Annotated in this window: 25 protein-coding genes and 2 tRNA genes; all 27 read left to right on the top strand. The window is 38.7% G+C overall.

Annotation, left to right across the window (positions count from 1 at the left end):
- On the top strand, positions 1–1,257 hold a 1,257-nt coding region (locus G574_RS11795; RefSeq protein WP_245540396.1), incomplete at its 5' end, for a serine hydrolase.
- Between the two features lie 138 nt (positions 1,258–1,395).
- Complete coding sequence (gene cps2T / locus G574_RS0104290; RefSeq protein ID WP_029691117.1) at positions 1,396–2,550, top strand: beta 1-4 rhamnosyltransferase Cps2T; 1,155 nt, start codon at positions 1,396–1,398, stop codon at positions 2,548–2,550.
- On the top strand, positions 2,540–3,475 hold the full coding sequence (locus G574_RS0104285) for a glycosyltransferase family 2 protein (RefSeq protein WP_029691116.1): 936 nt from the start codon (positions 2,540–2,542) through the stop codon (positions 3,473–3,475). The genes cps2T and G574_RS0104285 overlap by 11 nt, the downstream gene beginning before the upstream one ends.
- Positions 3,472–4,278: an ABC transporter permease gene (locus G574_RS0104280; RefSeq protein WP_029691115.1), complete on the top strand. Its 807-nt coding sequence runs from the start codon at positions 3,472–3,474 to the stop codon at positions 4,276–4,278. Before G574_RS0104285 ends, G574_RS0104280 begins: the two co-directional genes overlap by 4 nt.
- Positions 4,278–5,498, top strand: coding sequence for an ABC transporter ATP-binding protein (locus G574_RS0104275; RefSeq protein WP_029691114.1), 1,221 nt, complete (start codon positions 4,278–4,280; stop codon positions 5,496–5,498). The genes G574_RS0104280 and G574_RS0104275 overlap by 1 nt, the downstream gene beginning before the upstream one ends.
- Before the next feature lie 17 nt (positions 5,499–5,515).
- A complete protein-coding gene (locus G574_RS0104270; protein WP_029691113.1) occupies positions 5,516–6,601 on the top strand; it encodes a glycosyltransferase family 2 protein in 1,086 nt (361 codons plus the stop codon).
- Entirely contained in the window at positions 6,598–8,361 is a 1,764-nt protein-coding gene (locus G574_RS0104265) for a rhamnan synthesis F family protein (protein WP_029691112.1), read from the top strand. Before G574_RS0104270 ends, G574_RS0104265 begins: the two co-directional genes overlap by 4 nt.
- 16 nt (positions 8,362–8,377) lie before the next feature.
- Positions 8,378–9,991, top strand: a complete 1,614-nt coding sequence (locus tag G574_RS0104260; protein WP_051130534.1) for an LTA synthase family protein — start codon at positions 8,378–8,380, stop codon at positions 9,989–9,991.
- 24 nt (positions 9,992–10,015) lie between these two features.
- Entirely contained in the window at positions 10,016–10,984 is a 969-nt protein-coding gene (locus G574_RS0104255; protein WP_029691110.1) for a glycosyltransferase family 39 protein, read from the top strand.
- 529 nt (positions 10,985–11,513) lie between these two features.
- Complete coding sequence (locus G574_RS0104250; protein ID WP_029691109.1) at positions 11,514–12,734, top strand: hypothetical protein; 1,221 nt, start codon at positions 11,514–11,516, stop codon at positions 12,732–12,734.
- A gap of 235 nt (positions 12,735–12,969) precedes the next feature.
- Positions 12,970–13,578 carry a TVP38/TMEM64 family protein gene (locus G574_RS0104245; protein ID WP_051130533.1) on the top strand — a complete coding sequence of 203 codons (609 nt, stop codon included), beginning with the start codon at positions 12,970–12,972 and terminating at the stop codon, positions 13,576–13,578.
- A 77-nt stretch (positions 13,579–13,655) separates the two neighbouring features.
- The gene (locus G574_RS0104240) at positions 13,656–13,934 is read left to right on the top strand and encodes a GNAT family N-acetyltransferase (protein ID WP_029691107.1); all 279 of its coding nucleotides are present in this window, start codon (positions 13,656–13,658) and stop codon (positions 13,932–13,934) included.
- A 42-nt stretch (positions 13,935–13,976) separates the two neighbouring features.
- Positions 13,977–14,930, top strand: a complete 954-nt coding sequence (locus G574_RS0104235; protein ID WP_029691106.1) for an amidohydrolase family protein — start codon at positions 13,977–13,979, stop codon at positions 14,928–14,930.
- A 222-nt stretch (positions 14,931–15,152) separates the two neighbouring features.
- The gene (locus G574_RS0104230; RefSeq protein ID WP_029691105.1) at positions 15,153–16,307 is read left to right on the top strand and encodes a betaine/proline/choline family ABC transporter ATP-binding protein; all 1,155 of its coding nucleotides are present in this window, start codon (positions 15,153–15,155) and stop codon (positions 16,305–16,307) included.
- Position 16,308: 1 nt separating this feature from the next.
- Positions 16,309–16,944 carry an ABC transporter permease gene (locus G574_RS0104225; protein WP_029691104.1) on the top strand — a complete coding sequence of 212 codons (636 nt, stop codon included), beginning with the start codon at positions 16,309–16,311 and terminating at the stop codon, positions 16,942–16,944.
- The gene (locus G574_RS0104220) at positions 16,945–17,865 is read left to right on the top strand and encodes an osmoprotectant ABC transporter substrate-binding protein (RefSeq protein ID WP_029691103.1); all 921 of its coding nucleotides are present in this window, start codon (positions 16,945–16,947) and stop codon (positions 17,863–17,865) included.
- Positions 17,866–18,525: an ABC transporter permease gene (locus G574_RS0104215; protein WP_029691102.1), complete on the top strand. Its 660-nt coding sequence runs from the start codon at positions 17,866–17,868 to the stop codon at positions 18,523–18,525. It begins immediately after the preceding gene.
- Positions 18,526–18,791: 266 nt separating this feature from the next.
- Positions 18,792–19,229, top strand: coding sequence for a MarR family winged helix-turn-helix transcriptional regulator (locus tag G574_RS0104210; RefSeq protein WP_029691101.1), 438 nt, complete (start codon positions 18,792–18,794; stop codon positions 19,227–19,229).
- A gap of 1 nt (position 19,230) precedes the next feature.
- A complete protein-coding gene (locus G574_RS0104205) occupies positions 19,231–19,689 on the top strand; it encodes a GNAT family N-acetyltransferase (RefSeq protein ID WP_029691100.1) in 459 nt (152 codons plus the stop codon).
- 141 nt (positions 19,690–19,830) lie between these two features.
- On the top strand, positions 19,831–20,103 hold the full coding sequence (rpsP, locus tag G574_RS0104200) for a 30S ribosomal protein S16 (protein WP_017769905.1): 273 nt from the start codon (positions 19,831–19,833) through the stop codon (positions 20,101–20,103).
- A gap of 10 nt (positions 20,104–20,113) precedes the next feature.
- Complete coding sequence (locus tag G574_RS0104195) at positions 20,114–20,353, top strand: KH domain-containing protein (protein WP_029691099.1); 240 nt, start codon at positions 20,114–20,116, stop codon at positions 20,351–20,353.
- Positions 20,354–20,420: 67 nt separating this feature from the next.
- Positions 20,421–20,492: transfer RNA gene (locus G574_RS0104190), tRNA-Gln, on the top strand.
- Positions 20,493–20,539: 47 nt separating this feature from the next.
- Positions 20,540–20,611: transfer RNA gene (locus tag G574_RS0104185), tRNA-Glu, on the top strand.
- A 269-nt stretch (positions 20,612–20,880) separates the two neighbouring features.
- A complete protein-coding gene (locus G574_RS0104180) occupies positions 20,881–22,476 on the top strand; it encodes an LPXTG cell wall anchor domain-containing protein (RefSeq protein WP_051130532.1) in 1,596 nt (531 codons plus the stop codon).
- A 162-nt stretch (positions 22,477–22,638) separates the two neighbouring features.
- A complete protein-coding gene (gene rimM / locus G574_RS0104175) occupies positions 22,639–23,157 on the top strand; it encodes a ribosome maturation factor RimM (protein WP_029691097.1) in 519 nt (172 codons plus the stop codon).
- Positions 23,147–23,902: a tRNA (guanosine(37)-N1)-methyltransferase TrmD gene (trmD, locus tag G574_RS0104170; protein WP_029691096.1), complete on the top strand. Its 756-nt coding sequence runs from the start codon at positions 23,147–23,149 to the stop codon at positions 23,900–23,902. The genes rimM and trmD overlap by 11 nt, the downstream gene beginning before the upstream one ends.
- Positions 23,899–24,897: an NAD(P)/FAD-dependent oxidoreductase gene (locus tag G574_RS0104165; protein ID WP_029691095.1), complete on the top strand. Its 999-nt coding sequence runs from the start codon at positions 23,899–23,901 to the stop codon at positions 24,895–24,897. The genes trmD and G574_RS0104165 overlap by 4 nt, the downstream gene beginning before the upstream one ends.
- The last annotated feature ends 39 nt before the right edge of the window (positions 24,898–24,936 follow it).

The raw sequence follows: 24,936 nt of genomic DNA, 5'->3' as shown, positions 1-24,936 counted from the left end.
AACTTTGAAGTTGGTAAGTACAATGTCCATGTTTATGGTCAAAACAGCCAAACTGGTAAATTAGAAGGTCTACCAGCAACGACAGTTACTTTGGTTTCTTCTGGCCAGAATCAGCCTAATCCAGCAACTATTAAGACTGGAAAAGTTACTATTTCTAACCTAGACAAGACAGATTATACTTTTACAACAACCATTTCTGATGTTAACATGAACTATGGTGGAGGTATTTCTAAAATCCGTGTTGCAGTATGGTCTAATGACAAAGGGCAGGATGACATTGTTTGGGCTGAAGCAGTTAAGCAAAAGAATAACACTTACTCTGTACTGACTCGTTTGGCAAACCATTCGTATGGAAGTGGCAAGTATAATGTCCATGTCTACTATGAGTTGAAAAATGGTAAGATGGAAGGTTTAGGTGCTTATTCAACAAACATTACAGGTGTTGTGCCTAGAGCCACTGTTCAGAAAGAAGTTAATGAATTACTTGCTACTTATCGAAGCATCTTTAATGGGATGCCAGGCAAAAAATCGTTGTTCATCAGTCCATTAGATGGGATAGAGTTAGCAATGATTGACAGTGGTCCACAACGTTCAGCTTCGGCGATAAAACTCTTTATTTTAGCTGCAGCACATGCTAAAGCCACTCGTGGTGAGCTAAATCTAGCATCAAATTACACAGTGAAAAGTTCTGATATTGTTGAAGCTTCTCTGTCATTAAGTGGTAAAGTTGGAAAAACATTTAAGTTGTCTGATATTGCTAGCTATATGATTCAGACTAGTGATAACTCTGCAACTAACATCATGATCAGACAACTGGGTGGTATTGCTGCTGTAAATGCTGAAATTCGCCGAATGGGTTACAATGAAACAACACTAAATCGTTACATGAGAATCCCATCTCAAATCAATGCTGGTTTGGAAAATTACATCTCAGTTCATGAAGCGGGTGATCTTATTAAGAATATTGTTAATGGAACCCTTCGTGATGTAAATGGTGAAGCTAGTATGAAACAAAATTTGAATAAGAATGTTCACAATTATTGGCTAACTAATCAGACGCGTACTATTGCAACTGTTTTTGACAAACCAGGTAATGATAAACTATATGGTGTTGAAAACGATGTAGCTGTTATCACTAAAAATGGTCGTGGGTATGTTGTAGCTCTTTTAACACAAGAATCAGGAAGCGATAGTTTAACCTTCTCGAATCTCTTTTCTAGATTTGGACTTGCGGTTGCTAATAAAATCAAAGCATAAAAAAATTATTTACGTAAAGTGTTTAGAAAGTCATCGAAAGATGGCTTTTTTCAATTGTGGGAATGACTATGGTAGCATTAGCGCAAATTTGGCAAAAATGCTATAATGAGAAGAACTGCAGTTTAATGGAGAGGTGTCATGAAACATGTATTTATCATTGGTAGTCGTGGGCTGCCTGCAAAGTATGGTGGCTTTGAGACCTTCGTCCAGCAACTGGTCAGTCACCAAAAATCAAAAAATATACAATACCATGTGGCTTGTCTGTCCGATACCAGTCATCAGGAACATTCGACTTATTTGGGAGCGGATTGTTTTACCATCAATCCTCCTAAATTAGGTCCGGCCCGTGTCATAGCCTATGACATGATGGCTATTTCCTACGCTTTGCGCTTGGTCAAGGACCAGCAGATGCAGTCCCCGATTTTCTATATTTTGGGAAATACCATAGGCGGTTTCATAGCTCCCTTTGCCAAGAAAATTAAGGATGTTGGTGGTGTTTTATTTGTTAATCCTGATGGTTTAGAATGGAAACGTGCCAAATGGCCCAAACCTGTGCAGGCTTATCTCAAACATGCTGAGAAAGCTATGGCCAAGCAGGCTAATCTCATTATTGCGGATAATGAAGGCATAGAGGACTATATTCAGTCAGCCTATCCGGAAACTAAAACCACATTTATCGCCTACGGGACTGACTTGAGTCAGATGAGCCTGACTAGCCAGTCAGAGAAAGTGCGTCAGGCTTTTGACAACTGGTCTATTCGCGAAAAGGATTATTATTTGATTATCGGACGTTTTGTTCCGGAAAATAATTATGCGACAGCTATCAAGGAGTTTATGAAGTCGAGCACTCAGCGCGATTTGGTCATTGTAGCCAATCATGAAGGATCTGCCTATTTCCAAAAGCTAAAGGAAGAAACGGGCTTTGAAAGAGACTCGCGTATCAAGTTCATCGGGACGGTCTATGATCAGGATTTACTCAAGTATCTGCGGCAAGAATGTCGTGCCTATATTCATGGGCATGAAGTAGGTGGAACTAATCCTAGTCTCTTAGAGGCGCTGGCCCAGACCAATGAAAATCTTGTCTTAGGTGTGGATTTCAATCGCAAAGTGGCACAAAATGGCGCTCGCTATTGGACTAAGGAAAGTGGAAATTTGGCCCAACTAATCAACCAAATTGACGGACAAGAAGAGGCAGTCGAGCTAGGGCAGATTGCTAAAGAGCACATGCGGGATGCTTATACTTGGGAAAAAATTGTAGAGGAGTATGAGGAATTATTTCTAAATGAAAGTTAATATAGTCATGTCTACCTACAATGGTGAGAAGTATTTGGCAGAACAGATTGAGAGTATCCGAAATCAAACGTTTTCGAATTGGACGCTTTTGATACGTGATGATGGTTCTAAGGACAAGACACGTGACGTTATCGCTGATTTTGCCAAGCAGGATAGCCGGATTCACTTTATCAATCCCAACAGCACCAAAAATTTAGGCGTCATCAAAAGTTTTCACACTTTGATACAATACCAGAGGGCTGATGTGTATTTTTTCAGCGACCAAGATGATGTCTGGTTACCAGATAAATTACAGGTGACTTTGGAGACGGCTCAAACCTATCAAGCAGACCAACCACTTATGGTTTACACAGACTTAAAGGTGGTTAATCAAGACTTGCAGGTTATGAACGAAAGTATGATTCGATCGCAATCTCATCATGCCAACACAAAGCTGGTTCAAGAATTGACCGAAAATACGGTAACAGGTGGAACCAGTATGATTAATCATGCTCTGGCTGAGCTGTGGACGGTGACAGATGACATTCTCATGCATGACTGGTATCTAGCCTTACTGGCGACAGCTTTTGGGAAATTGATCTATATAGACCAGCCGACGGAATTGTACCGCCAACACGCTGAAAATGTCTTGGGAGCCAGAACCGTGTCCAAACGAGTTAAAAAATGGATTCGACCCCATGTACTTTTCTCAGCTTACTGGGACTTAATCTGCGATAGTCAAAAACAGGCTAACCATCTGATGGCTTTGCCATTGGCACCAATCGATAGAAAACTTATCGAGGCCTTTGTGACCATTATGGACAAGCCTATACTAGAACGCTATCAAACCTTAAAAAAATATGGATTTAGGAAAAACAAAGCCTTTCATACCTTTGCATTTACCAGCCTCATCCTAACAAAATTTGCTTATAAGGAAAGAAAATGAATTTATTAACCAAAGAAAATCAGATTCTCCTACGAGAAATGATTAAGACAGACTTTAAATTACGCTATCAAGGATCTTTAATAGGACATTTGTGGTCTATTTTAAAGCCCATGTTGCTCTTTACCATTATGTACCTTGTCTTTGTTCGCTTTTTGCGTTTTGATGATGGGACACCCCACTATGCAGTTGGTCTGCTTTTGGGGATGGTAACCTGGAATTTCTTTACAGAAGCCACTAGTATGGGGATGATGTCTATTGTGTCTCGTGGGGATTTGCTACGCAAACTTAATTTTTCAAAAGAAATCATTGTTTTTTCATCGGTTGCAGGGGCAGCTATTAACTATGTTATTAACCTGATGGTGGTCTTTGTCTTCGCTGCTATCAATGGTGTGCCATTTACCTGGTCAATATTAGTTATTGTTCCTCTATTTATCGAACTCTTGCTATTATCTACAGGTGTTGCCTTTATCTTGGCGACTCTGTTTGTTAAGTATAGAGATATTGGACCTATTTGGGAAGTTGTTTTGCAAGCAGGTATGTATGCAACGCCGATTATTTATTCACTAACGTTTATTATCCAGCGTGGTCAAGAAACGGTAGCTAAGTTTATGATGCTCAACCCATTGGCACAGGTCATTCAAGATCTACGCCATTATATTATTTTTTCTGGAAGTATGACTATTCGTGATTTGATAGGCAATCCTCTTATTGTTGCTATTCCATATGTTCTACCAGTTTTCATTTTCATTCTTGGTTATGTGATTTTTAACAAACAGGCCAAACGTTTTGCGGAGATTCTCTAATGACAAAAAATATTGCAGTAAAAGTTGAGCATGTTTCTAAGTATTTCAAACTGCCGACTGAAAGTACCCAAAGTTTGCGAACTGCTCTTGTTAATCGTTTTAAAGGTGTTAAGGGCTACAAAGAGCAGCATGTGCTTGAGGATATTAACTTTGAAGTTGAAGAGGGCGATTTTTTTGGTATCGTTGGTCGAAATGGTTCAGGAAAATCCACACTTTTGAAAATCATTTCTCAAATATACGTTCCAGAAAAAGGAAAAGTTACAGTAAATGGGAAACTGGTCTCCTTTATTGAGCTTGGTGTCGGCTTTAATCCAGAGCTGACTGGTAAGGAAAATGTCTATCTTAATGGTGCTATGCTAGGTTTTACCACCGAAGAGATTGATAACATGTATGATGACATCGTCGACTTTGCTGAGCTGAGTGAGTTTATGAACCAAAAACTCAAGAACTACTCATCTGGTATGCAGGTTCGCTTAGCCTTCTCGGTAGCAATCAAGGCTCAGGGAGACATTCTCATCCTTGATGAAGTCCTAGCCGTAGGTGATGAGGCCTTCCAGCGCAAATGTAATGATTATTTCTTAGAGCGTAAGAAAAGCGGTAAGACTACCATTCTCGTCACTCATGATATGGGGGCGGTTAAGAAGTATTGTAATAAGGCAGTCTTGATTGAAAAGGGCTTGGTTAAAGCAATCGGTGATCCCTTTGATGTAGCCAACCAGTATAGTATGGATAACGTGGTTTCGTCTGAAAAATCAGCTGCTAAAAAAGAAAATCAGATAGCAAGTAATGAGACAGCGACTGTTTCTAACTTTCAAGTTGACCTACTATCTAGCGGTATACTCACTCAGAAGGATAAGGTGGAATTTAGAGTTTCTTATGATGTCGCTAATGATGCAGAGACTTATCTGGTCTTTTCTCTAACTGATATTAACCGCAATGTTTGGGTATATAATGATAACACCTATGACAGAATGACAAAGAAAAAAGGGAAGAAAGTCTACTTTTATTCTTGTGAGATCAATTCTCTGAATGATGTCAACTTGAAATTGGAAGTGACTGTTCTTGGGCCCGGTCGTAAAGTGCTGGCCTTTGCAGACACGGAGAATTCGCCCATTGTTTTCTACCGTAGAAATGATGTGGACCTGACAGATGAAGCTGCATTAGATTCCGCTTCAGGATTGCTTAATCGTAATGGTAGCTGGGATATTCGAGAATCTTAAGATAATGAGGTAAAGATATGAGTGATGTAGCTGTTTCAGTTATTTGTACAAGTTATAATTATCAAGAGTTCATAGCAAGGGCCTTGCAAAGCTTTGTCGCCCAAAAAACCAATTTTCCTTTTGAAATTATTGTTGTAGATGATTGTTCAACTGACAAATCTATGGATATCATCAGAGACTATGAGTCTAAATATCCTACTCTTTTTCGCGTTTTCCAAAATCCAGAGAATAAAGGATTAACTCGTACGTGGATTGCTATTTGTAAAGAGGCTAGAGGGAAATATATAGCCAGATGTGATGCGGATGATTATTGGCATGATCCACTCAAGCTGCAAAAGCAATATGATGCTTTAGAAGCTTCTGACGACTCGGTTTGGTCAAACACTGATTTTAATATTGTTGATGAAAATGACAATATTCTACATGAGCATGTTTTTGTCAATGGTCCGATAAAAAATGCTAATACTTATGAGAAAATGTTGGTAACTAAGGGGATGACTTTGCCCTCGTCATGGATGATTGAAACTAAACTGATGCAAGAAGTAAATGAGTTGATTGACCCCACTTCGATGGACGACGGTTACCCCATGCAGTTGGAGTTTTTTAATCGTACTACTTTACTAACTTTATCTGATGCAACAGTATCTTATCGAATGACAGTTAACTCTGATTCACGACCAAAAAATACCGAAAAAGCTCTTAAGCGATTTGATAGTATTTTAAGTAATCAATTGGAATCCATCGAAAAATATCCAGAAAAGGATTTTAAGTTAATTACCAAGATGTTATTGGAAAAAGATCGTGATAATGATATCGAGGTGTATCAGAGAGATCGTGAAATTGAGCGACTTCATCAAGAATATGCTCAGTTGCGACAGGTTTCAAATGAGCAAGATACCTACATCAAAGATTTAGAAAAGCAATCAGCTAGATTATGGTCAGATAGTCAGGAAAAAGATACCCTTCTTACACAGAAAGACCAAGAGTTAAGGCAAGTCACATCTGAATTGAAAGCTGTTCAGGACGAGTATCAAATCGTTATTAACTCTCGTCGTTGGATTATTCCAACAAAAATAATAGATTTCTTTAGGAGAAACAAATGAACCGTTTATTGGTTTATGTACATTTTAATAAATATAATAATATTAGCAGCCATGTCTATTATCAATTGGAGCAGATGCGTCCTTTGTTCACAAAACTCATTTTTGTAACTAATAGTCAATTGAGTGATAAATATATTTATGATTTACAAGACAAAGGCTTGATTGATGACTTCATTCAACGCGAAAATGCAGGTTACGACTTTGCGGCTTGGAAAGCTGGTCTAATTTCGGAAGGTATGGAAAATCTGTCATCATATGACTCTGTGACAGTCATGAATGATACTTGCTTTGGCCCGCTATGGGATATGGAGCCTTATTTTCAGAAGTATGAGGCAGAGGGAGCTATTGATTTTTGGGGGATGACCAATCACGCTGAGGTTAAGGGACACAATCTTTATATTCCTGAGCATCTGCAGTCCTATTTTATTTCTTTTAAGAAATCTTTGGTTCAAGCACCTGTCTTTAAAAAGTTTTGGAAATCTGTGGAATCACATGCTGACGTCCAGAAGGTTATCGACGAGTATGAGACACAGTATACTAAACTTTTTCAAAAATCAGGTTTTAACTACACAGCAGTGTTAGATACGGTTCCTATCCATCAGGACTATTTCCACCGTAACTTTACCATCCACTATCCACAGGTATTGCTGGATTACAAAGTCCCATTTATCAAAATAAAAACCTTTGATTTGTCACAGCATTTATCCCCATATACACTTAAAGCAGTAGAGGCAAAGTCTGATTATCCCATCTCACTAATCGAATCTCATATGAGCCAGATTAGCCAACCAACGCCAGCTTATTTGCTAGATCGTAAAGTTTTAGCTCCTGGTTCAGAACCAATTACCACTGATAAAAAGGTAGCGGTCCATCTCCATAGTTTCTACTTGGATTTGGTGCCAGAATTTTTAGGATTATTTAAAAATTCATTTGCTTTTTCTTATGACCTTTTCCTTACAACGGATAGCGATGAAAAAGCCAAGCAATTAGAAGCGATTCTTGTTGACATGGAACTCAGTGGCCAAGTTGTGATCACCGGTAAGAAGGGACGCGATGTTATCCCTATGCTGAAGCTAAAAGAAAAGTTGGCGACCTATAACTATATTGGACATTTTCATACTAAAAAATCTCCTGAATACCCTTACTGGGTTGGAGATTCTTGGCGCAATGAACTATACGACATGCTCATCAAACCAGCAAATGGTATCATTTCTGCATTTGATCAGAATGAGGAGTTGGGACTTGTCATTGCGGATATACCGAGCTTTTTCCGATATACAAAGATTGTCGATCCTTGGAATGAAACCCGCTTTGCTCCAGATATGAATGAACTCTGGGAACGTATGAATCTAGGGCGTGATTTGGACTTTACCAAAATGGATACCTTTATCATGAGCTATGGAACCTTTATTTGGTATAAATATGATGCTTTAAAACCACTTTTTGATTTGGATATTCAGGATGAAGAGATTCCAGCAGAGCCTTTACCGCAACACACCATCCTGCACTCCATCGAGAGAATCTTGATGTACATAGTATGGGCTAAGGGCTATGACTACCGCATCTCCAAGGCAAACTTCTACATTACACCTTTTGTCGATAATAAAGTACTAAACGTTCGTCCAGATTTGATGCCAAACACCTACGTGGATTTTGACCATATTGGCGGCATCAAAGGAGCCTTGAAGTACATCTATAGAGGACCAGGGAGTGCGGTTAAGTATATTGTTCGTAGATTAAAGAAGAAATTGAAAGAATAATTGGATTATTGATTTTATGAAAATTTTAAATAAAATAGGCTCCTTTTCACTAATACCTTTTCTGTCTTATATTTTTACATTTATCTCCATTATTGTGACATTTATTGTGACAAGAGCGATTGGTGTCAGCGCCATTACCACCATAGAATTGCTAGTAGTCGTATTTTTGGTGGATAGTTTATTTGGTGTTAGTAAGTTTTTAGCTAATGGGATAAAGTTTTTACTGTTATTGTTGCTAAATATACAGATTTTTGTTTTTTTATTTAGCGGAACATACTTAACACTTATCATGGTGACCAATTTGGCCTCCATTGAAGCATTGTCAGGTAAGGCAGGCCTCTACGTTCCTGCCGCTTTATTGGTTTTAATTTTTTCTGCTATTCCTGTTAGAAAGCTCAAAATTGGACGAAAGTTGAGCTTTCTCCTTTTTGGTGTAACACTTATTGCCGACTTGGTTTTACTTAGTGTGACACAATTAGCTTATTCACCGGCCTACAACCTGTATTATTTATCAAGAGATATTAAGGCTAAATATGAAACGAGTCAGCGGATAAAAGAATTATCTAATACAAGTTCTGATTTCTATCAAGAAGCTATTGAAGATGGCATCAGTAAACCTGAGGCTCTTCCTTCTAATCCAAATATCATTTTGATATTTGCGGAAGGCCTCTCACAGAATATCATTGATGATCCAAGAAATATAATGCCTAATCTGGCTAATTTTCAAAAAGAATCGATCGATTTTGATAATTACTTTAACCATACTTTTGCCACTTATAGAGGTCTTCAAGGTCAACTCTATTCAGGATACCAGCTTGGAGATCAGGATCCTAATAAACTGGTTTCTCTTCAGAGCATTTTGAAAGGTGCTGGGTATGCGACTACTTTTATCAACTCAGAGCCTAAAAATAAAACCTTTACTGATTATTTGAATGACTTTGAGTTTGATAATCTTGTGACAACGGATCGATTGGGAGGGACTTCTGATACAGTTACTGATAGAGACCTATATTCTTTGCTTTGGGAAAAAGTTGAGACTCAATCGAAGAAAAAGCCCCCTTTCTTTATCAGTACCTATTCCTTCGGAACTCACATTACTCTAGATTCTCCGGATGACAAGTTTGAAGATGGTAGTGATATTTTACTAAATAGGTTCCACAATCTAGATAGCCAATTTGGTAACTTTTTAGAAAAATTCAACTCTAGTTCTATTTCAAATAACACCATACTTGTCTTTACAACAGACCATGCAACATTTATTGATAATGATTTCAATAATGCATTTCCAGAATATCAACGAAGTCATGGTATGGTGGATGAGATCCCTTTGTATATCTACTACAAAGGCATTAGTCCTGAGGTTATTGATGTTAAGGGTAAAAATTCATTGGCTTTGGTACCAACACTTTTAGATTTTGCTGATATTTCAGAAGAAAATTATTTCTTAGGAAACAGTCTCTTTTCCGAGACTGAAAGTGCTTTCGATACAACTTTTGTATCTGAAAATACTATTTTAACTACATCTGAAGCTGCTGATGGTACTATGGTAAAACCTTTTGAAACTACTATGTTATCAGAATTTCAAAGTGTGTTAGAGAAATATTATGCTTCCAAGTTACAAGGGAAATAGAAAAAGGATAATACTAAAGGAGTTATGGAAAAAACAATTAAGCTGTTGAAAAATGTACTATACATTTTATTATTGTGTATATCGTTGCATTGGGGTTATAGTGCTGTAAAGTTTCTAGTTGCAGAAGGTCATGGTCTTTTTGGATTATCATTTATTATAGTGATCTTGCTCGGATTTCTTTTTAGAAAAACTACGTTTATCAGGAATATATATACATATATAAATTCTAATAAATTAATTGTTACTATTATGATGGCATGTTTTCAGTTGATGATCTTATTTTCTAGCTCATTAATGATTCGTTCTGATGCTTCTGTAGTTTTTAACGCAGCAAGTGGAGCAATAGATCCTGCCAGCGCACAGAATTACTTTACAGAAAATGCTAATAACCTCCCTCTTTTCTTATATGAATATTCTTTTTTTAAAGTGTTTGGTGATCATGCCTTATGGGTAATGCAGCTTCTAAACATCGCTTATGTACATGTTGCGCTCTGGATTTCATTCTACACGGTAAAAAAACATTTTAGTTTAGAAGTAGCAGATATTTATTTCTGGTTGTTTACCTTGATTATTGGATTTAGTCCGCAGTTTTTAGCCATGTATACGGATGTGATGAGCTTGCCAATTATTGCGTTGATTATTTACATAATGCTTTCTATAATATCTAAAGACAAAATTACGACTAGAACTATACATTCTATCATTTTAGTGTCTATGCTAATGGGGATTGGTTACTTTATAAGACCTACCTTAGTTATACTGCTTATTGCCTTTCTATTAACAATTATGCTCTATCGCAATTTTAAGAGTTTGCTAGCTACTTTGATATTAGTAGTTTTGGGCTTTACTCTAAGTTATTTTCCATTGAATGGTATCATTCATAATCAGACGATAATAACTCCAGAATTCAATAAGAGCAAGAATATGCTAACTTTTATTGATCTAGGTCTTACGTTTAATGGTTCCGACCAAATTGATTTCCAAATGGGCTAGCACAATTTGTAGATGAAAATGGTGAACCGTGGAAGTATTCAAGAGAAGTTGTTATCAAAGATATAAAACGTAGAGTTGATAACTATACCTTACCAACATTTATTGAGCATTCTTTATATAAACAATCTTTAACTACCCGAGATGGTACACTTGGTTGGAATTATGATGACACTCATCCAGGTGTCATAAACCCGATTTTTGATAGATTATCTAATTACAAAATTTTAAGTCTATTTCGAAGATACTTTATTTATATTAACTATGATGACTATATATATTATAAAACATTTCTACAAGTTGTTTGGATTATTATCATTATAGGTCTACTTACAGCATACTGTTTTATCATCAAAAATAATAATCAACTCTTGTTTTTTTTAAGTTTATCAATATTTGGAGGTATGCTTTTTTTACAGATTTTCGAGGGTGGAAAAACACGATATCTTATTCAATTCTTACCCCAGATATTAATTATTTCTGCTATTGGTTTGCATAAATTGAAAAATTCATCATCACATGAAAGGTAATTATGAAATTATTTATCAAATATAAAATTGAGGTCTATTATTTATTTATAAGCTTATTCTTTTCACTTCAATCTCTTAGCTTAATTGATAATAGCGGGGATCAAGATTGGTTTGCTGACATGGCTAAGCAAATAGACTATAATTACATTCAATTTGCAATTGATAGGTATTTCAATTGGAGTAGTCGCTTAATGATTGAATCTGCAACAATGTTTTTCTCAGTTCACCAACGTTTTTTTAGTTTAGTTTTTTTTCTTGTAACATTTTTCTTTATTTCTTTAAGTAGATTAATATTTTTAAAGAATCAATCTAAGTTTGTGGTTTTCCTGCTGCCAATTTTGTTTTTATTTATTTTTCCTAGCTATTTATTTACTAGTGCTGGGTTGATTGCAACCGTTACGAATTACTATTTTCCAATGTTTACACTTATTACGTCATGGTATTTTTTAGTGCAAAGTAATTGGAAAAGTTGGATTCTAGCTCTTCCATTTTTTATCTATACAATAATGCAAGAGCAATTTGCTGTATTTAGTTTTTTATTACTGCTTTATGCTGGCATTCAGCACTATACTAAATTTAAAAGCATACATTTTGGTTATTTTGTTGGGAAGATACTATCTATTTTAGGGATAATTTCTGCAATTATTTCTCCAGGAAGTGGTATAAGAAAATTATCGGAAACACAAACCTGGTATCCTAATTTTGATCAAATATCATTATTAGATAAAATTTTCTTAGGGTTTATTGACACTAATAGAATCTTATTTATTGGTGAAATACTTGTATTTCTATTTGTTATCCTAATATTAACAACAATTTTAACTGGAATTAAGAAAAAGATTTACCCATTTATTGTGAGTAGTAGTTTATTATTATTATTTGTATTAAATAGGCTTGGACTAATAACAAGTTTGAGGGTCTTTAGTGAGATTGTTTCTGAAGTGAAGACAATTCAGTTTGATATAAAAACATATTATCTTATTTTTGTGATGCTAACTGTACTGTTTTTGTTTATTTATATTATATGGAATTGTTTTAATATGAACGAAGAGGCAATATTTGCTACAATTCTTCTTATAATTGGTTATTTATCAAGGATGTTGGTATCTTTTTCTCCTACCATATATGCTTCACAAGAACGAACGTTTATACCATTAGTTTTTAGCGGATACATAGTATCAATCCTTTTATTGAACAAGATTTCTAAAGAGAAAAATATATAATCGTATCTAAATCAATTCTACCTGTTATTTAAGAAGTTGAAGGGAGTTTATAGATAGTTATTTATCAGTGACCATCTTTGACTGTAATCAATAAATTTATATCCCTACGGTTAGTTCATGCTGACCGTCTTATTGTTATTGTTCCCCTTGATTCTTAGGCCTTATCGTCCTATAATAGTCTCTATGTTGATTGTTTGCTGTTTGAAAAATAGTGATGAAGTGGGGTGGGCTGTCGATGAATAGGTCAAAACGCGGGATACGGTCTTTGGTTAAGTTGCTATCCTTGGTGGTTCTGGGAGCGTCGCTGATTTTGGTTTATGTTCTTTTTGCTAACCTCCATATCACCGAGGATCCTCAAGCCTTGCAACGTTTGATAGCAGGAGATCGATTTTGGGGTGCCTTGCTCTTTTTTGGCATGCAGGTCATGCAGGTTCTGATTGCGCCCATTCCTGGTGGCATTATGACGGTAGTAGGGATTATGGCTTTTGGTCCTGCTTTAGGTTTTACCCTTGATTATATCGGTATTTTACTTGGCAGTTGGTGTCTCTTTCGCTTGGTTAGGCGTTTTGGTCGGTCGCTCATTTACCTCTTTTTATCTGAGGAAAAGCTGGCCAAGTATGAGCGGCATTTTTTTGGTAAAAGCTTCCAAAGCTTGTTTATCTTGATCATGTTAGCTCCCATGGGACCAGCAGATATCACAGTCATGTTGGCTGGTTTGAGTAAATTGTCTAACAAGCGCGTGCTGTTGATCCTGGTCCTCTGTCGTCCAGTGTCAATCATTAGCTACAGCTGGTTTTGGCTCTATGGTAGCCAGTGGCTAGAGGTCATTTTACCCTTTCAGTAAGAATGAAAGGGTTTTTATTTTCCCTTTTGACAGCTTTTTGGTAAGATAGAACTATCTAGTATTAAGGAGGTATTGCTATGATTGACATAAACTATAAAGCCAATGAGCAGCGTTCGGTAGCTTTAGATGGTGACCGCGAGATTGGTGAGTGCACTTATGTTACCGATGGAAGGATTTGGACCATTAACCACACCTTTGTTTCGTCTGAATATGGTGGCCAGGGCATTGCCAAAAGCTTGGTTGAGAGGCTAGTGGCTGAAGCAAGACAAGCTGGTGTAGGCTTGGATGCAACTTGCTCTTATGCTGTGCGACTTTTTGAGAAAACCAACGCTTATGACGATGTGGTCATCAAGTAGAGATTGACAAGCTCTTAGTTGACAAGAGAAAGAAGGGATTTTATGGTGGAAATCATTGATACCCACGCGCATCTGTGGTCAGATGACTACTTGAAGCGCTTGGAGGACTTAGGTGCTCAGGGAGTAGCGATCGCTAAGGGTATGGGAGCTGGTAGCAGTCCTGAAGAGTTGGAGAAACGTTTTACCATGATGGACCAAGCAGGCGTTGATGTTCAGGTCCTCTCCGCCACACCTCAGTCGCCTCAGTTTGGCAATCCAGAGGAGGCCTTATCATCTGCCCAGCTGATCAATGACCACTATAAGAACTTGATCCATGCCTATCCTCAGCGCTTCAAGGCTTATGGAGCTGTTCCGTTGCCTTATGTGGATGAGGCTATCAAGGAGGGCAGACGTGTTATTGAAGACTTGGGCTTTTTGGGCATCGCGGTCAACACGGTTTATGAGACGGGGCAGTCCATTGCGGACCAAGCTTTCTTGCCCTTTTTTGAAGCCATGGATGCCTTAAAGGCGGTCATTTATATCCACCCGACGGGTCTGGGAGCCCTTAGTTCACTGGTACAAGACTATGAGCAAACGTGGGTGGTGGGGGCGCCGATTGAGGATTTGTTGGCCACGCTTCATCTTCTGAGAGCTAATTATGCCCAGCGATTCCCCCATCTCAAGTTTCATATCGCCCATCTAGGTGGTGGCATCTCCTTTCAAATGCAGCGGATTTTGGATAATTATGAAGACTGGGATAGCTTTGACCACAATCCCTTGAAGACCTTGCAAGAGCATTTCTGGTTTGATACGGCTAATTTTTTAGAAGCTTCCTTACTGCACAGTCATCAGATACTTGGCAAGCATCGGTTGCTTGCAGGGAGTGATTTTCCCTATTTTCAGGATGAAAAGTATAGCCGCGCCATCAGTTATATTCAAAAGGCTGATTTATCAGAGCAGGATAAGCGTTTGATACTAAGTCAAAATGCTTTAGAGTTGTATCAGAATCGTTGGTGAGGTCTTTGCTTTATTTTTGAATAATATCAAGAACCAGTCTGTTGGAGTTTCCGATAGATTGGTTTTTGTTTTAACTTAAATATAGTCATAATGATAAGAATTTGATATACTATATAAAAAAGTGTGACCATATACATTTTATGATATGTGGTTTCTAAAAAAACAGTGACTGTTTAGGAGCTTTGATGTGGTTAGACGGACTGAGGTAAAGGAGATGAAAACATGTCAAAAGAACCGATTATAGAATTTAAAAACATTAAGAAAGTCTATGGTGATAATGTTGCTGTTGATACAGCTAATCTTGCTATAGAAGCTGGTGAGTTTATTTGTTTTATCGGGACGAGTGGTTCAGGTAAGACAACTTTAATGCGGATGATAAATCGCATGTTAAAGCCGACTGAAGGGAAGATTTTATTTGACGGTAAAGATATTGCTGCGATGAATCCGATTCATCTGCGTCGTCAGATTGGGTATGTGATTCAAAATATTGGCTTGATGCCACACATGACCATTTATGAAAACATTACCTTGGTACCCAAATTGCTTAAATGGCCAGAGGAAAAGAAAAAAGCCAAGGCTAAGGAATTGATTGAATTGGTGGAACTTCCTGAGTCTTTCTTGGACCGTTACCCGTCTGAGTTATCAGGTGGTCAGCAGCAGCGAATCGGCGTTATTCGTGCCTTAGCCGCTGATCAAGATGTTATTCTCATGGATGAGCCTTTTGGTGCCCTTGATCCGATCACGCGCGAAGGGATTCAGGATTTGGTCAAGACCTTACAAGAAAAAATGGGGAAAACCATTGTTTTGGTAACCCATGATATGGATGAGGCTTTGAAGCTAGCTAGCCGCATTGTCGTTATGGATAATGGTCAAATGGTTCAGGTAGCTACTCCAGATGATATTTTGCATCATCCGGCTACTGAGTTTGTTGAGAAAATGATCGGTGAAGAACGCTTGATGCAGGCCAAGGTTGATATTACACCTGTTAAATCTATTATGCTTAAAGATCCTGTTGCCATTACTGCTGATCAAACGATTTCCGATGCGATTACCTTGATGCGCCAAAGACGTGTGGATACTCTACTTGTGACAGAAGATAATCGCCTTACGGGATATATCGATTTGGAATCTATCAGTCATCAATACCGTAAAAATCTTTTGGTCTCTGATATTCTGAAAGAGGATGTTTTTAGGGTAAAAGAAGATGCTCTGCTTCGAGATGCTTCACAACGGATACTCAAACGAGGACTCAAGTATGTACCAGTAGTTGACAATGAAGGTCACCTAACAGGTATCGTTACGCGGGCCGCTCTTGTCGATATGATGTATGACATCATCTGGGGATCTCAAGAGTTGGAAGGAGGTCAAGATGAGTGAGATTAGTGCGTTTTTAGAACAATATGGTGGGCAATTAGTTTCTAAAACTTGGGAGCAAATTTACATTTCAGCGCTTGCCTTGCTTCTGGGTATCTTAGTGGCGGTTCCTCTAGGCATTGTTTTGACTCGTTTTAAAAGATTAGCCAAGGTCATTATCGGTTTAGCTAGTATGCTACAAACCATCCCCAGTCTGGCTCTCTTGGCTATGATGATACCTCTTTTTGGTGTTGGTAAGCTTCCTGCTATTTTTGCCTTATTTATCTACTCGCTCTTGCCAATTCTCCGTAATACTTACATTGGCTTAGAAAATGTCAATCCGACACTAAAAGATAGTGCTAAGGGGATGGGAATGACACCTCGTCAGTCTATTCTCCAGGTGGAATTGCCATTAGCCATGCCCGTTATCATGACGGGAATTCGGCTGTCAGCTATTTATGTCATTGCTTGGGCGACCTTGGCTTCTTATGTAGGGGCAGGTGGTCTTGGTGATTTGATCTTTAGTGGCCTTAGCCTCTTCCAGCCACCTTTGATTATTGGTGGCACAATCCCTGTCATTATTTTGTCGCTTGTGGCTGATTTTCTTCTGGGACGCTTAGAGGTGCTCTTGACACCTAGACAAAAAAGCGAGGTGGTTTAAATGCGATTTAAAAAATTACTAGCCACCGGAGTTAGTTTATTGTTATTGATCACCTTGAGTGCCTGTGGTATGGTGACAGGCAAGGAGGGGAAGACCATTCGAATAGCGGCGCAAAATACGACAGAGTCAAGTATTGTCGCTAATATCATTTTAGAGTTGATCAATGAAGAATCTGACTATGGAGCAACCTTGATTTCTAATTTAGGTTCTTCCAGCGTGACCCACGAAGCGCTTCTGAGAGGTGATGCGGATATTGCGGCAACACGTTATACGGGCACAGATTTGACAGGTGCTTTGGGTATGGATCCTATCAAAAATCCAGAAGAAGCAGCTAAGGTGATTAAGCGAGAGTTTACCAAGCGTTTTGATCAGACCTGGTTTCCGACTTACGGCTTTGCCAACACCTATGCCTTTATGGTTACAGATGCCTATGCTAAGGAGAATAATCTCAAAACAGTTTCTGACTTAGGCAAAATGGCTGATAGCGCAAAAGCTGGAGTGGACAGTACCTGGATGACGCGGGAAGGCGATGGTTATAAAGAATTTACTGAAGCCTATGGCTACTCTTTTAAAAATATCTATCCTATGCAGATAGGCCTTGTCTATAATGCTGTTGCCAGTGACAAGATGCAAGTCGTTTTAGGTTATTCGACAGATGGACGCATTCCTAGTTATGATTTGACCATTTTAGAAGATGATAAGCAATTTTTCCCACCGTATGAAACTTCTATGGTTGTTAACAATGAACTCTTAAGGGACTATCCTGATTTGGAAGCTCTTTTGCATCGTTTGGATGGCGAGATTGATCTGGAAACCATGCAAAAGTTAAACTTTGAAGTGGACGATAAACTTTTGGAGCCTGCAGTCGTTGCCAAGAACTTTTTAGAAGAGCACAATTACTTTAGAGAGGAGGGCGATTAAATGAGTGACATGTCAACGATAGAGCAGTTTTTCTACTATTTTAGTCAAAACGGCTCCTATATCCTATCTCAATTCTTAAGGCATTTTCTGATTTCTGTTTATGGGGTTATGCTGGCAGGTATAGTTGGTATTCCCTTAGGCATTTTTATCGCCCGAAAACGTAAATTGCGGAGCTTTGTCATGGGGATCGCTAATGTCTTGCAGACAATCCCTTCTCTAGCTATGATTTCCATTATCATGCTAGCCTTAGGTTTGGGGACCAAGACGGTTATTGCAACAGTCTTCATGTATTCCTTGCTACCCATTATTAGTAACACTTATGCCGGTATTGCCAATGTTAATGACGATTTGGTAGATGCTGCTAAGGGTATGGGCATGACTAAGAAACAGCGCTTGTTCATGGTTGAGTTGCCCTTGTCCTTGTCTGTTATCATGGCGGGTATTCGTAATGCTCTGGTTGTGGCTGTTGGAATCACAGCTATTGGGGCTTTTGTTGGTGGCGGTGGCCTTGGGGATATTATCGTCAGGGGGACCAATGCGACAAATGGTGGAGCCATCATCTTAGCGGGTTCATTACCAACAGCCTTGATGGCTATTCTGTCTGACATAGCCTTGGGATTTGTGCAAGGTTTGTTGGAGCCTAAAGGCAGTCCTCGTTAAACACGATCTCTAATCGTGGGGACAAACGGACTCATTGGACATTGTTCGCTAACATGACGGACCAATCCTATATCAGTTCCTTAAAATAAACGTATCGCACACAATAGCCTTCACTAAGCGTTATAGTCTTGGTGGAGGCTTTGTCTTTGTGTTTGCTAAGTTAGCAGTATGGAGTTGTAAGTTGCCTTGTCTGTTGAGACTTGAAAAACATAGTTGGCTATGATAACATAACTCATATCAAAGCACATCGACAAAGGAGCAGACTGATGCGAGAAAAAAATACCGTTTATCTTTTGAAACGGGCAGATTTGGCTTTTGAAAAAATTGCTAACCGTATGCTTTCACCTTATAAGATTACCCACACGCAATTTAAATTCTTGCGGTATTTATCAAAATTTCCAGATGGGCAATTGAGACAGCATGATGTTGAGCTCTATTTTGACATGACCAATCCAACTGTCACTCGTGTCCTTCAAAATCTTGAAAAAGATGGCTGGGTGTATCGCCAATCAGATACCAAAGATCGTAGGAGTAAACACTTGTATTTGACTTATTTTGCTAAGGAGCGTATACCCGAGCTAGCAGAATTAGGAGTCTCGCTTGAACAACAGCTTACTCAACGCCTTAATAACGAGGAGCTTGATCTGTTACAAGATCTCTTACGGAAAATGTTGAGCATTTCAATTGACGAAGGAAGGGTGTAATATGGCTGTTAGTCACATTAGCTTTTTAACTAAGGATACTGATAAACCAACTGACTTGATTGCCGCTATAGGTGCTATTGATTGGGGAGCAGGGCAGTTTCTTGTCAAGCGTTTGTTATCAGGGAATCTAGACCAGAACGATGTGGTTATTGTTCTAACGACTTCAAATGGTGATCTCATGGGTTTTGTAGCGTTGCTTAAACATGATATTGCAGATCTTAGTTATGAAGGTCCTTATTTAAGCACTCTTTATGTTGTGCCAAGTTACCGGAGTCAGGGTCTAAGTCGGCAATTGATTACTTTAGTGGAAGAAGCAGCTCAAGTGCGGGACTACCATGAGATTTACACAATAACGAGACACCAAGGTTTGTATGAGAAGTACGGTTTTACTTTTCTTGAGGACATTAAGGATCAATTTGGAAGAGACATGCGCTTGCTCCGAAAATCTCTAGTTGATTAAGAAGTATAAAAGAGTTTAAAGGTGTCAAGATTTTTTCTTGACACCTTTAAATGAGTCTGTTATACTAAGTAGGGTAAAGCAGTGGGAGTATCCCTTCTCTGTTTATCCAATTACTAAATCAAAAGAAAAGAGACTTAAAAAATGGCAGTAAAAATCCGTTTAACTCGTATGGGTTCTAAAAAGAAACCTTTCTACCGTATCAACGTTGCAGATTCACGTGCACCACGTGATGGTCGTTTCATCGAAACAGTTGGAACATACAATCCACTTGTAGCTGAAAACCAAGTAACTCTTAAAGAAGACCGTATCCTTGATTGGTTATCTAAAGGTGCACAACCTTCAGATACTGTTCGTAACATCCTTTCACGCGAAGGTGTTATGACTAAATTCCACGAGTCAAAATACTCTAAATAATTAAATGCCTATGGACACCATTGAAAATCTTATTATTGCTATTGTGAAACCTTTGATTTCACAACCGGATCACTTAACGATTAAAATTCAGGATACACCTGAGTATTTAGAATATCATCTTGATTTGGATGCCAGCGACATTGGTCGCATTATCGGAAAAAAAGGTCGCACAATCATGGCCATAAGATCGATTGTTTACTCGGTGCCCGTTCAAGGTAAAAAAGTGCGTCTTGTGATTGATGAAAAATAGGACAATCTTTTTAGCAAAAACTATTGACAGGATTTAAAAAAATCGCTAAAATAGTTTTTGTTGTTTTTGGGGTATAGCCAAGCGGTAAGGCAAGGGACTTTGACTCCCTCATGCGTTGGTTCGAATCCAGCTACCCCAGTAAAACAGAGATAACCTGTTTTAATGATTAGTTTTTTAATTGATAATGGTCCGTTGGTCAAGGGGTTAAGACACCGCCTTTTCACGGCGGTAACACGGGTTCGAATCCCGTACGGACTATTTTTAAAGCTATACTGTAGTCGTTGACTGTAAAGAGTATACAAGAGAGAATCTAATTGGTTCTCTCTTTTTATATTTTTTCGCTAGTCATGTTAGACAAATTTAAGAGAGAATTGCTGAATGTTCTCTTTTTTTGTGAGGTAACTATTTCGTATTAAGAGAATCTTGTTAAATACTTATCATTTGACATTGACAGTTTTGTGAAAAGTTAGTATACTTAAAATAGTTAACTGGTTAATTATATTTAATTCAAAATAGAGGTGTTTTCAATGAAACGAAAATCTAATTCAGTAATAGGCTTTATAGCTGTTGCAACCTTAAGTGCGAGCTTCTTGGTTCATTCAACAATGGATGTGCGTGCCGATGTGCCTGCCGCCGATGTTCCTGTAAATGCTGCTAAGGGTTTTAACTATACGGTAACAGTTGTAGGTGACAATGGAAAAACCCTTGCGGGGCAACAAGTCAGTTTATTTGACACAACTGCTGTTAGGGTAGAGTATGCCAGTGGGGCAACCGATTCTTCAGGAAGAATCACTTTTGAGAATTTACCCTTAAGTCATAATTTTTCGGTAAGCATTAATGGACAGATTCAAAGTTATACGGTTCGTACGGATCAAGCAAATGCGAACTTAGCATCAAGCTTTAAGATTGCGGGGCAAGGTACTGGGTTACCTAGTTATTCAAAAAGTGCTATAACAATCACTGTTCGTGATGAGGAAGGTATTCCTGTAGCTAATAAAAATATTAGTTTGAAAGACAAAGAAGGGAACTTGCTATCAACTAAGACTAGTGATTCTAATGGACAAATCATATTTTCAGATCAACTGATGGATGGTACTTACTATGGTTATTACCTAGATGATCGGTTGATTGGTGAGGCAATGCCTGGCGAATCTCGAAACGTCTATGTTGACACAAGTGTTGCTCCTGCATCAGAAAAAACTCAAGGCTTTACGTTTATTGCGACTGTGCTAGATGATCAAGGACTAACACTGTCTAATAAAGAAGTTGTTTTGACAGATATTACAGATGGTTCGAATGGGCCTAAAATGGCGATGAAAACGAATGGTGACGGAGAGGCTATTTTTAGCAACCTAGATTTATCTCGTAATTTTAGTGTTGCGGTAGAGGATTCAGATCAAGCCTATACAGTTCGTACTGATAGAGCTGGAGCGGAGCTTCGTTCAAGTTTTATTGCTAAAGGTCAAGGAGAAAAGCAACCTAAGTATAGTACAGATCCCCTAGTAGTGGTGGTTCGAGATGCAAATAGTGAGCCTCTTCCAGGTCAGAAAGTCGTCTTGAAAGATGTTAGAAATCATGTTGTTGGGGAAATGGTAACCGGACAAGATGGCAAAGCAATCTTTACAAATGGCTTATTAGATGGAACATTTTATCATATCTCTGTTAATGAGTTACAGGATGTTTCGGAAGCTATGCCTGGCAGTGAGCGTTCAGTCTATTTGACTGATGAGCAGATTGTCTCACCAGATGATGCAGCGACAGCTGATAAGACTGAGGATGGGGCCACTAAGTCTTCTAATGGCAACATACAAGATCCTAAAAATCAAAAGAAAGATGGCTCAGCTAGAGAAGAAAATAAGGCAGGTTCAGGAGAGTCGCAGCCCTCTAAAGGTGGTCTTAAACAAGGGAAAAAAGGAAAATCAGATAACCTAGCCGTTGTCAACAAAGCTAATAAGTCCTCTCAAGATAGAGATATGACAAGGGGAGATAAGCAAAAAGGAGACAAAACAGCCTCTCTCCCATTCACAGGTGATTCTTCCAACGCTGTCATGACTTGGTTCGGGGTGGCTTGTCTGGGTCTAGTTAGCATCCTTGTCTTGGCTAAGAAACGTCAAGGGAAATAGTGAAATCGGAAATCAGCAGTCAGCTGGTTTCTTTTTTCCTTGTGATTTCTTAATGCAAATTTAGCCCGAAAGTGATAAAATGGTAAAGGTTATTGGCTTTTTTGGAAATAGTTTTTCCTAAAGGTCAAGGTAGAAAAATACTAAGGGTAGCATAAAGAAAGAATGAACTATTTTAAAGTTGGGAAAATTGTCAACACACAAGGACTTCAAGGAGAGCTGCGCGTGCTTTCAGTCACTGATTTTGCAGATGAGCGTTTCAAAAAAGGAAGTCAGCTCAGTATTTTTAGCGAACAAGATGAATACCTTTTGGATGTCGAAGTAGCCAGTCATCGCAAGCAAAAAAACTTTGACATTGTTAAATTTAAAGGACTTTATCACATTAATGATGTTGAAAAATATAAGGGCACTGTTTTGAAAGTAGCTGAGACTAATCTGTCTGAATTGGCAGAGGATGAATTTTACTATCATGAAATTATCGGGCTAGATGTCTATGAGGACGAGGTTTTCATCGGAAAAATTTCAGAGATCTTACAGCCAGGTGCCAATGATGTCTGGGTGGTGAAACGTCAGGGGAAAAAAGACTTGTTGTTACCCTATATTCCACCGGTTGTCTTGAATGTTGATGTGGAGGGTAAGCGAGTTGATGTGTCATTAATGGAAGGTTTGGATGATGAAGATTGATATCTTAACCCTATTTCCAGATATGTTTGCGCCATTGGAGCACTCCATTGTTGGCAAGGCTAAGGAACGAAGGCTACTGGAGATTAACTATCATAATTTCCGTGAAAATGCTGAAAAAGCACGCCATGTGGATGATGAGCCCTACGGTGGTGGGCAAGGAATGCTTTTACGAGCACAGCCTATATTTGATACCTTTGACAAAATTGCAGCTAAGAAGCCTAGGGTAATCTTGCTAGATCCAGCAGGACGTACTTTTGATCAAGCCTACGCTGAAGAATTGTCACAAGAAGAGGAATTGATTTTCATTTGTGGGCATTACGAAGGTTATGATGAGCGGATCAAAACCTTGGTGACAGATGAGATTTCTCTAGGAGACTTTATTCTAACGGGTGGTGAACTGGCTGCTATGACGATGATTGACGCGACGGTTCGTTTAATTCCAGAAGTTATTGGCAAGGAAGCTAGCCACCAGGATGATAGCTTTTCTTCAGGATTGTTGGAGTATCCTCAATACACGCGACCGTATGATTTTCGTGGCATGAAGGTTCCTGATGTGCTCATGAGTGGCCATCATAAAAACATTCGTCGTTGGCGCTTGGAAGAAAGTCTGCGCAAGACTTACCAGCGTCGGCCAGATCTTTTGGAGTCTTATGAGTTTACTAAGGAAGAAGCCGATATTTTTGAACGGATTAAAGCTGAAGTGGATGAGGAAAGAGCTCTAGAGAAAGGAGATAAAAAGGCATGAGTGATAAGAAAATTATTGATATTACCATCATTGGTGGCGGTCCAGTCGGTTTATTTGCCGCTTTTTATGCAGGTTTAAGAGGCATGACTGTCAAGGTTATCGAAAGTTTATCAGAGTTGGGTGGCCAACCAGCTATTTTGTATCCTGAAAAGGTGATCTATGATATTCCGGCCTATCCAGCTATTACGGCAGGGCAGTTATCAGAAAATCTCATTAAGCAAGTGGAACGTTTTGAGGATAGGACGACCGTCTGCCTCAAAGAAGAAGTGCAAACATTTGAAAAAGTGGACGGTCTCTTTCACATCAAAACGGATAAAGCTGAGCACTGGTCACGTGCCATTATCGTTGCTTGTGGAAATGGTGCTTTTGCCCCACGTCCATTAGGATTGGCAGATGAGGAGCTTTATGCCGATAATAACCTCTTTTATCATGTGCGTAACATGGAAGATTTTATTGGTAAGCATGTTGTGATTTGTGGTGGTGGTGATTCAGCTGTTGATTGGGCCAATATGTTAGAGCCAATTGCTGCTAGTGTGACTGTGGTTCATCGTCGCGACAATTTTAGAGCGCATGAACATAGCGTCGAGATGATGGAAGCTTCCTCTGTTAAAAGAATGACACCTTATGTTCCTCTAGCTATTTCTGGTGAAAATGGTCAGGCAAAGAGCTTGAAAATTCAAAAAGTCAAGGGGAAAGAAGAGATCGACCTACCTTTAGATGCTTTGATTGTCAGCTTTGGCTTTTCAACCAACAATAAAAATCTTAGAAATTGGCACTTGGATTACAAACGTAATCGTATTTTCGTTGATAGTTTGTTACAAACTAGCCAAGAGGGGATCTATGCTATTGGAGATGTGGCTGACTATCCTGGCAAAGCTGATTTGATTGCAACTGGTTTTGGTGAAGCGCCTATGGCAGTTAATGAGGCTATTAAGTTCATCTACCCAGAGCGTGATAATCGTATCATTCATTCAACTTCCCTAATCAAAGATTAGAAAGATGGTTCAGATGAGCGCTCACAGCTGTAGGGTCTA

It is taken from the genome of Streptococcus hyovaginalis DSM 12219 (assembly GCF_000420785.1).
In the GTDB taxonomy this organism is placed as follows: Bacteria; Bacillota; Bacilli; order Lactobacillales; family Streptococcaceae; genus Streptococcus; species Streptococcus hyovaginalis.
Note: the sequence above shows the minus strand (reverse complement) of the source record. Positions and strands in the feature narration are given on the sequence as shown.

What these genes read in the sequence shown, in the direction of transcription:
- cps2T (WP_029691117.1), top strand. Translation starts at nt 1,396, where the DNA reads ATGAAACATGTATTTATCATTGGTAGTCGTGGGCTGCCTGCAAAGTAT.
- G574_RS0104285 (WP_029691116.1), top strand. Translation starts at nt 2,540, where the DNA reads ATGAAAGTTAATATAGTCATGTCTACCTACAATGGTGAGAAGTATTTG.
- G574_RS0104280 (WP_029691115.1), top strand. Translation starts at nt 3,472, where the DNA reads ATGAATTTATTAACCAAAGAAAATCAGATTCTCCTACGAGAAATGATT.
- G574_RS0104275 (WP_029691114.1), top strand. Translation starts at nt 4,278, where the DNA reads ATGACAAAAAATATTGCAGTAAAAGTTGAGCATGTTTCTAAGTATTTC.
- G574_RS0104270 (WP_029691113.1), top strand. Translation starts at nt 5,516, where the DNA reads ATGAGTGATGTAGCTGTTTCAGTTATTTGTACAAGTTATAATTATCAA.
- G574_RS0104265 (WP_029691112.1), top strand. Translation starts at nt 6,598, where the DNA reads ATGAACCGTTTATTGGTTTATGTACATTTTAATAAATATAATAATATT.
- G574_RS0104260 (WP_051130534.1), top strand. Translation starts at nt 8,378, where the DNA reads ATGAAAATTTTAAATAAAATAGGCTCCTTTTCACTAATACCTTTTCTG.
- G574_RS0104255 (WP_029691110.1), top strand. Translation starts at nt 10,016, where the DNA reads ATGGAAAAAACAATTAAGCTGTTGAAAAATGTACTATACATTTTATTA.
- G574_RS0104250 (WP_029691109.1), top strand. Translation starts at nt 11,514, where the DNA reads ATGAAATTATTTATCAAATATAAAATTGAGGTCTATTATTTATTTATA.
- G574_RS0104245 (WP_051130533.1), top strand. Translation starts at nt 12,970, where the DNA reads ATGAATAGGTCAAAACGCGGGATACGGTCTTTGGTTAAGTTGCTATCC.
- G574_RS0104240 (WP_029691107.1), top strand. Translation starts at nt 13,656, where the DNA reads ATGATTGACATAAACTATAAAGCCAATGAGCAGCGTTCGGTAGCTTTA.
- G574_RS0104235 (WP_029691106.1), top strand. Translation starts at nt 13,977, where the DNA reads ATGGTGGAAATCATTGATACCCACGCGCATCTGTGGTCAGATGACTAC.
- G574_RS0104230 (WP_029691105.1), top strand. Translation starts at nt 15,153, where the DNA reads ATGTCAAAAGAACCGATTATAGAATTTAAAAACATTAAGAAAGTCTAT.
- G574_RS0104220 (WP_029691103.1), top strand. Translation starts at nt 16,945, where the DNA reads ATGCGATTTAAAAAATTACTAGCCACCGGAGTTAGTTTATTGTTATTG.
- G574_RS0104215 (WP_029691102.1), top strand. Translation starts at nt 17,866, where the DNA reads ATGAGTGACATGTCAACGATAGAGCAGTTTTTCTACTATTTTAGTCAA.
- G574_RS0104210 (WP_029691101.1), top strand. Translation starts at nt 18,792, where the DNA reads ATGCGAGAAAAAAATACCGTTTATCTTTTGAAACGGGCAGATTTGGCT.
- G574_RS0104205 (WP_029691100.1), top strand. Translation starts at nt 19,231, where the DNA reads ATGGCTGTTAGTCACATTAGCTTTTTAACTAAGGATACTGATAAACCA.
- rpsP (WP_017769905.1), top strand. Translation starts at nt 19,831, where the DNA reads ATGGCAGTAAAAATCCGTTTAACTCGTATGGGTTCTAAAAAGAAACCT.
- G574_RS0104195 (WP_029691099.1), top strand. Translation starts at nt 20,114, where the DNA reads ATGGACACCATTGAAAATCTTATTATTGCTATTGTGAAACCTTTGATT.
- G574_RS0104180 (WP_051130532.1), top strand. Translation starts at nt 20,881, where the DNA reads ATGAAACGAAAATCTAATTCAGTAATAGGCTTTATAGCTGTTGCAACC.
- rimM (WP_029691097.1), top strand. Translation starts at nt 22,639, where the DNA reads ATGAACTATTTTAAAGTTGGGAAAATTGTCAACACACAAGGACTTCAA.
- trmD (WP_029691096.1), top strand. Translation starts at nt 23,147, where the DNA reads ATGAAGATTGATATCTTAACCCTATTTCCAGATATGTTTGCGCCATTG.
- G574_RS0104165 (WP_029691095.1), top strand. Translation starts at nt 23,899, where the DNA reads ATGAGTGATAAGAAAATTATTGATATTACCATCATTGGTGGCGGTCCA.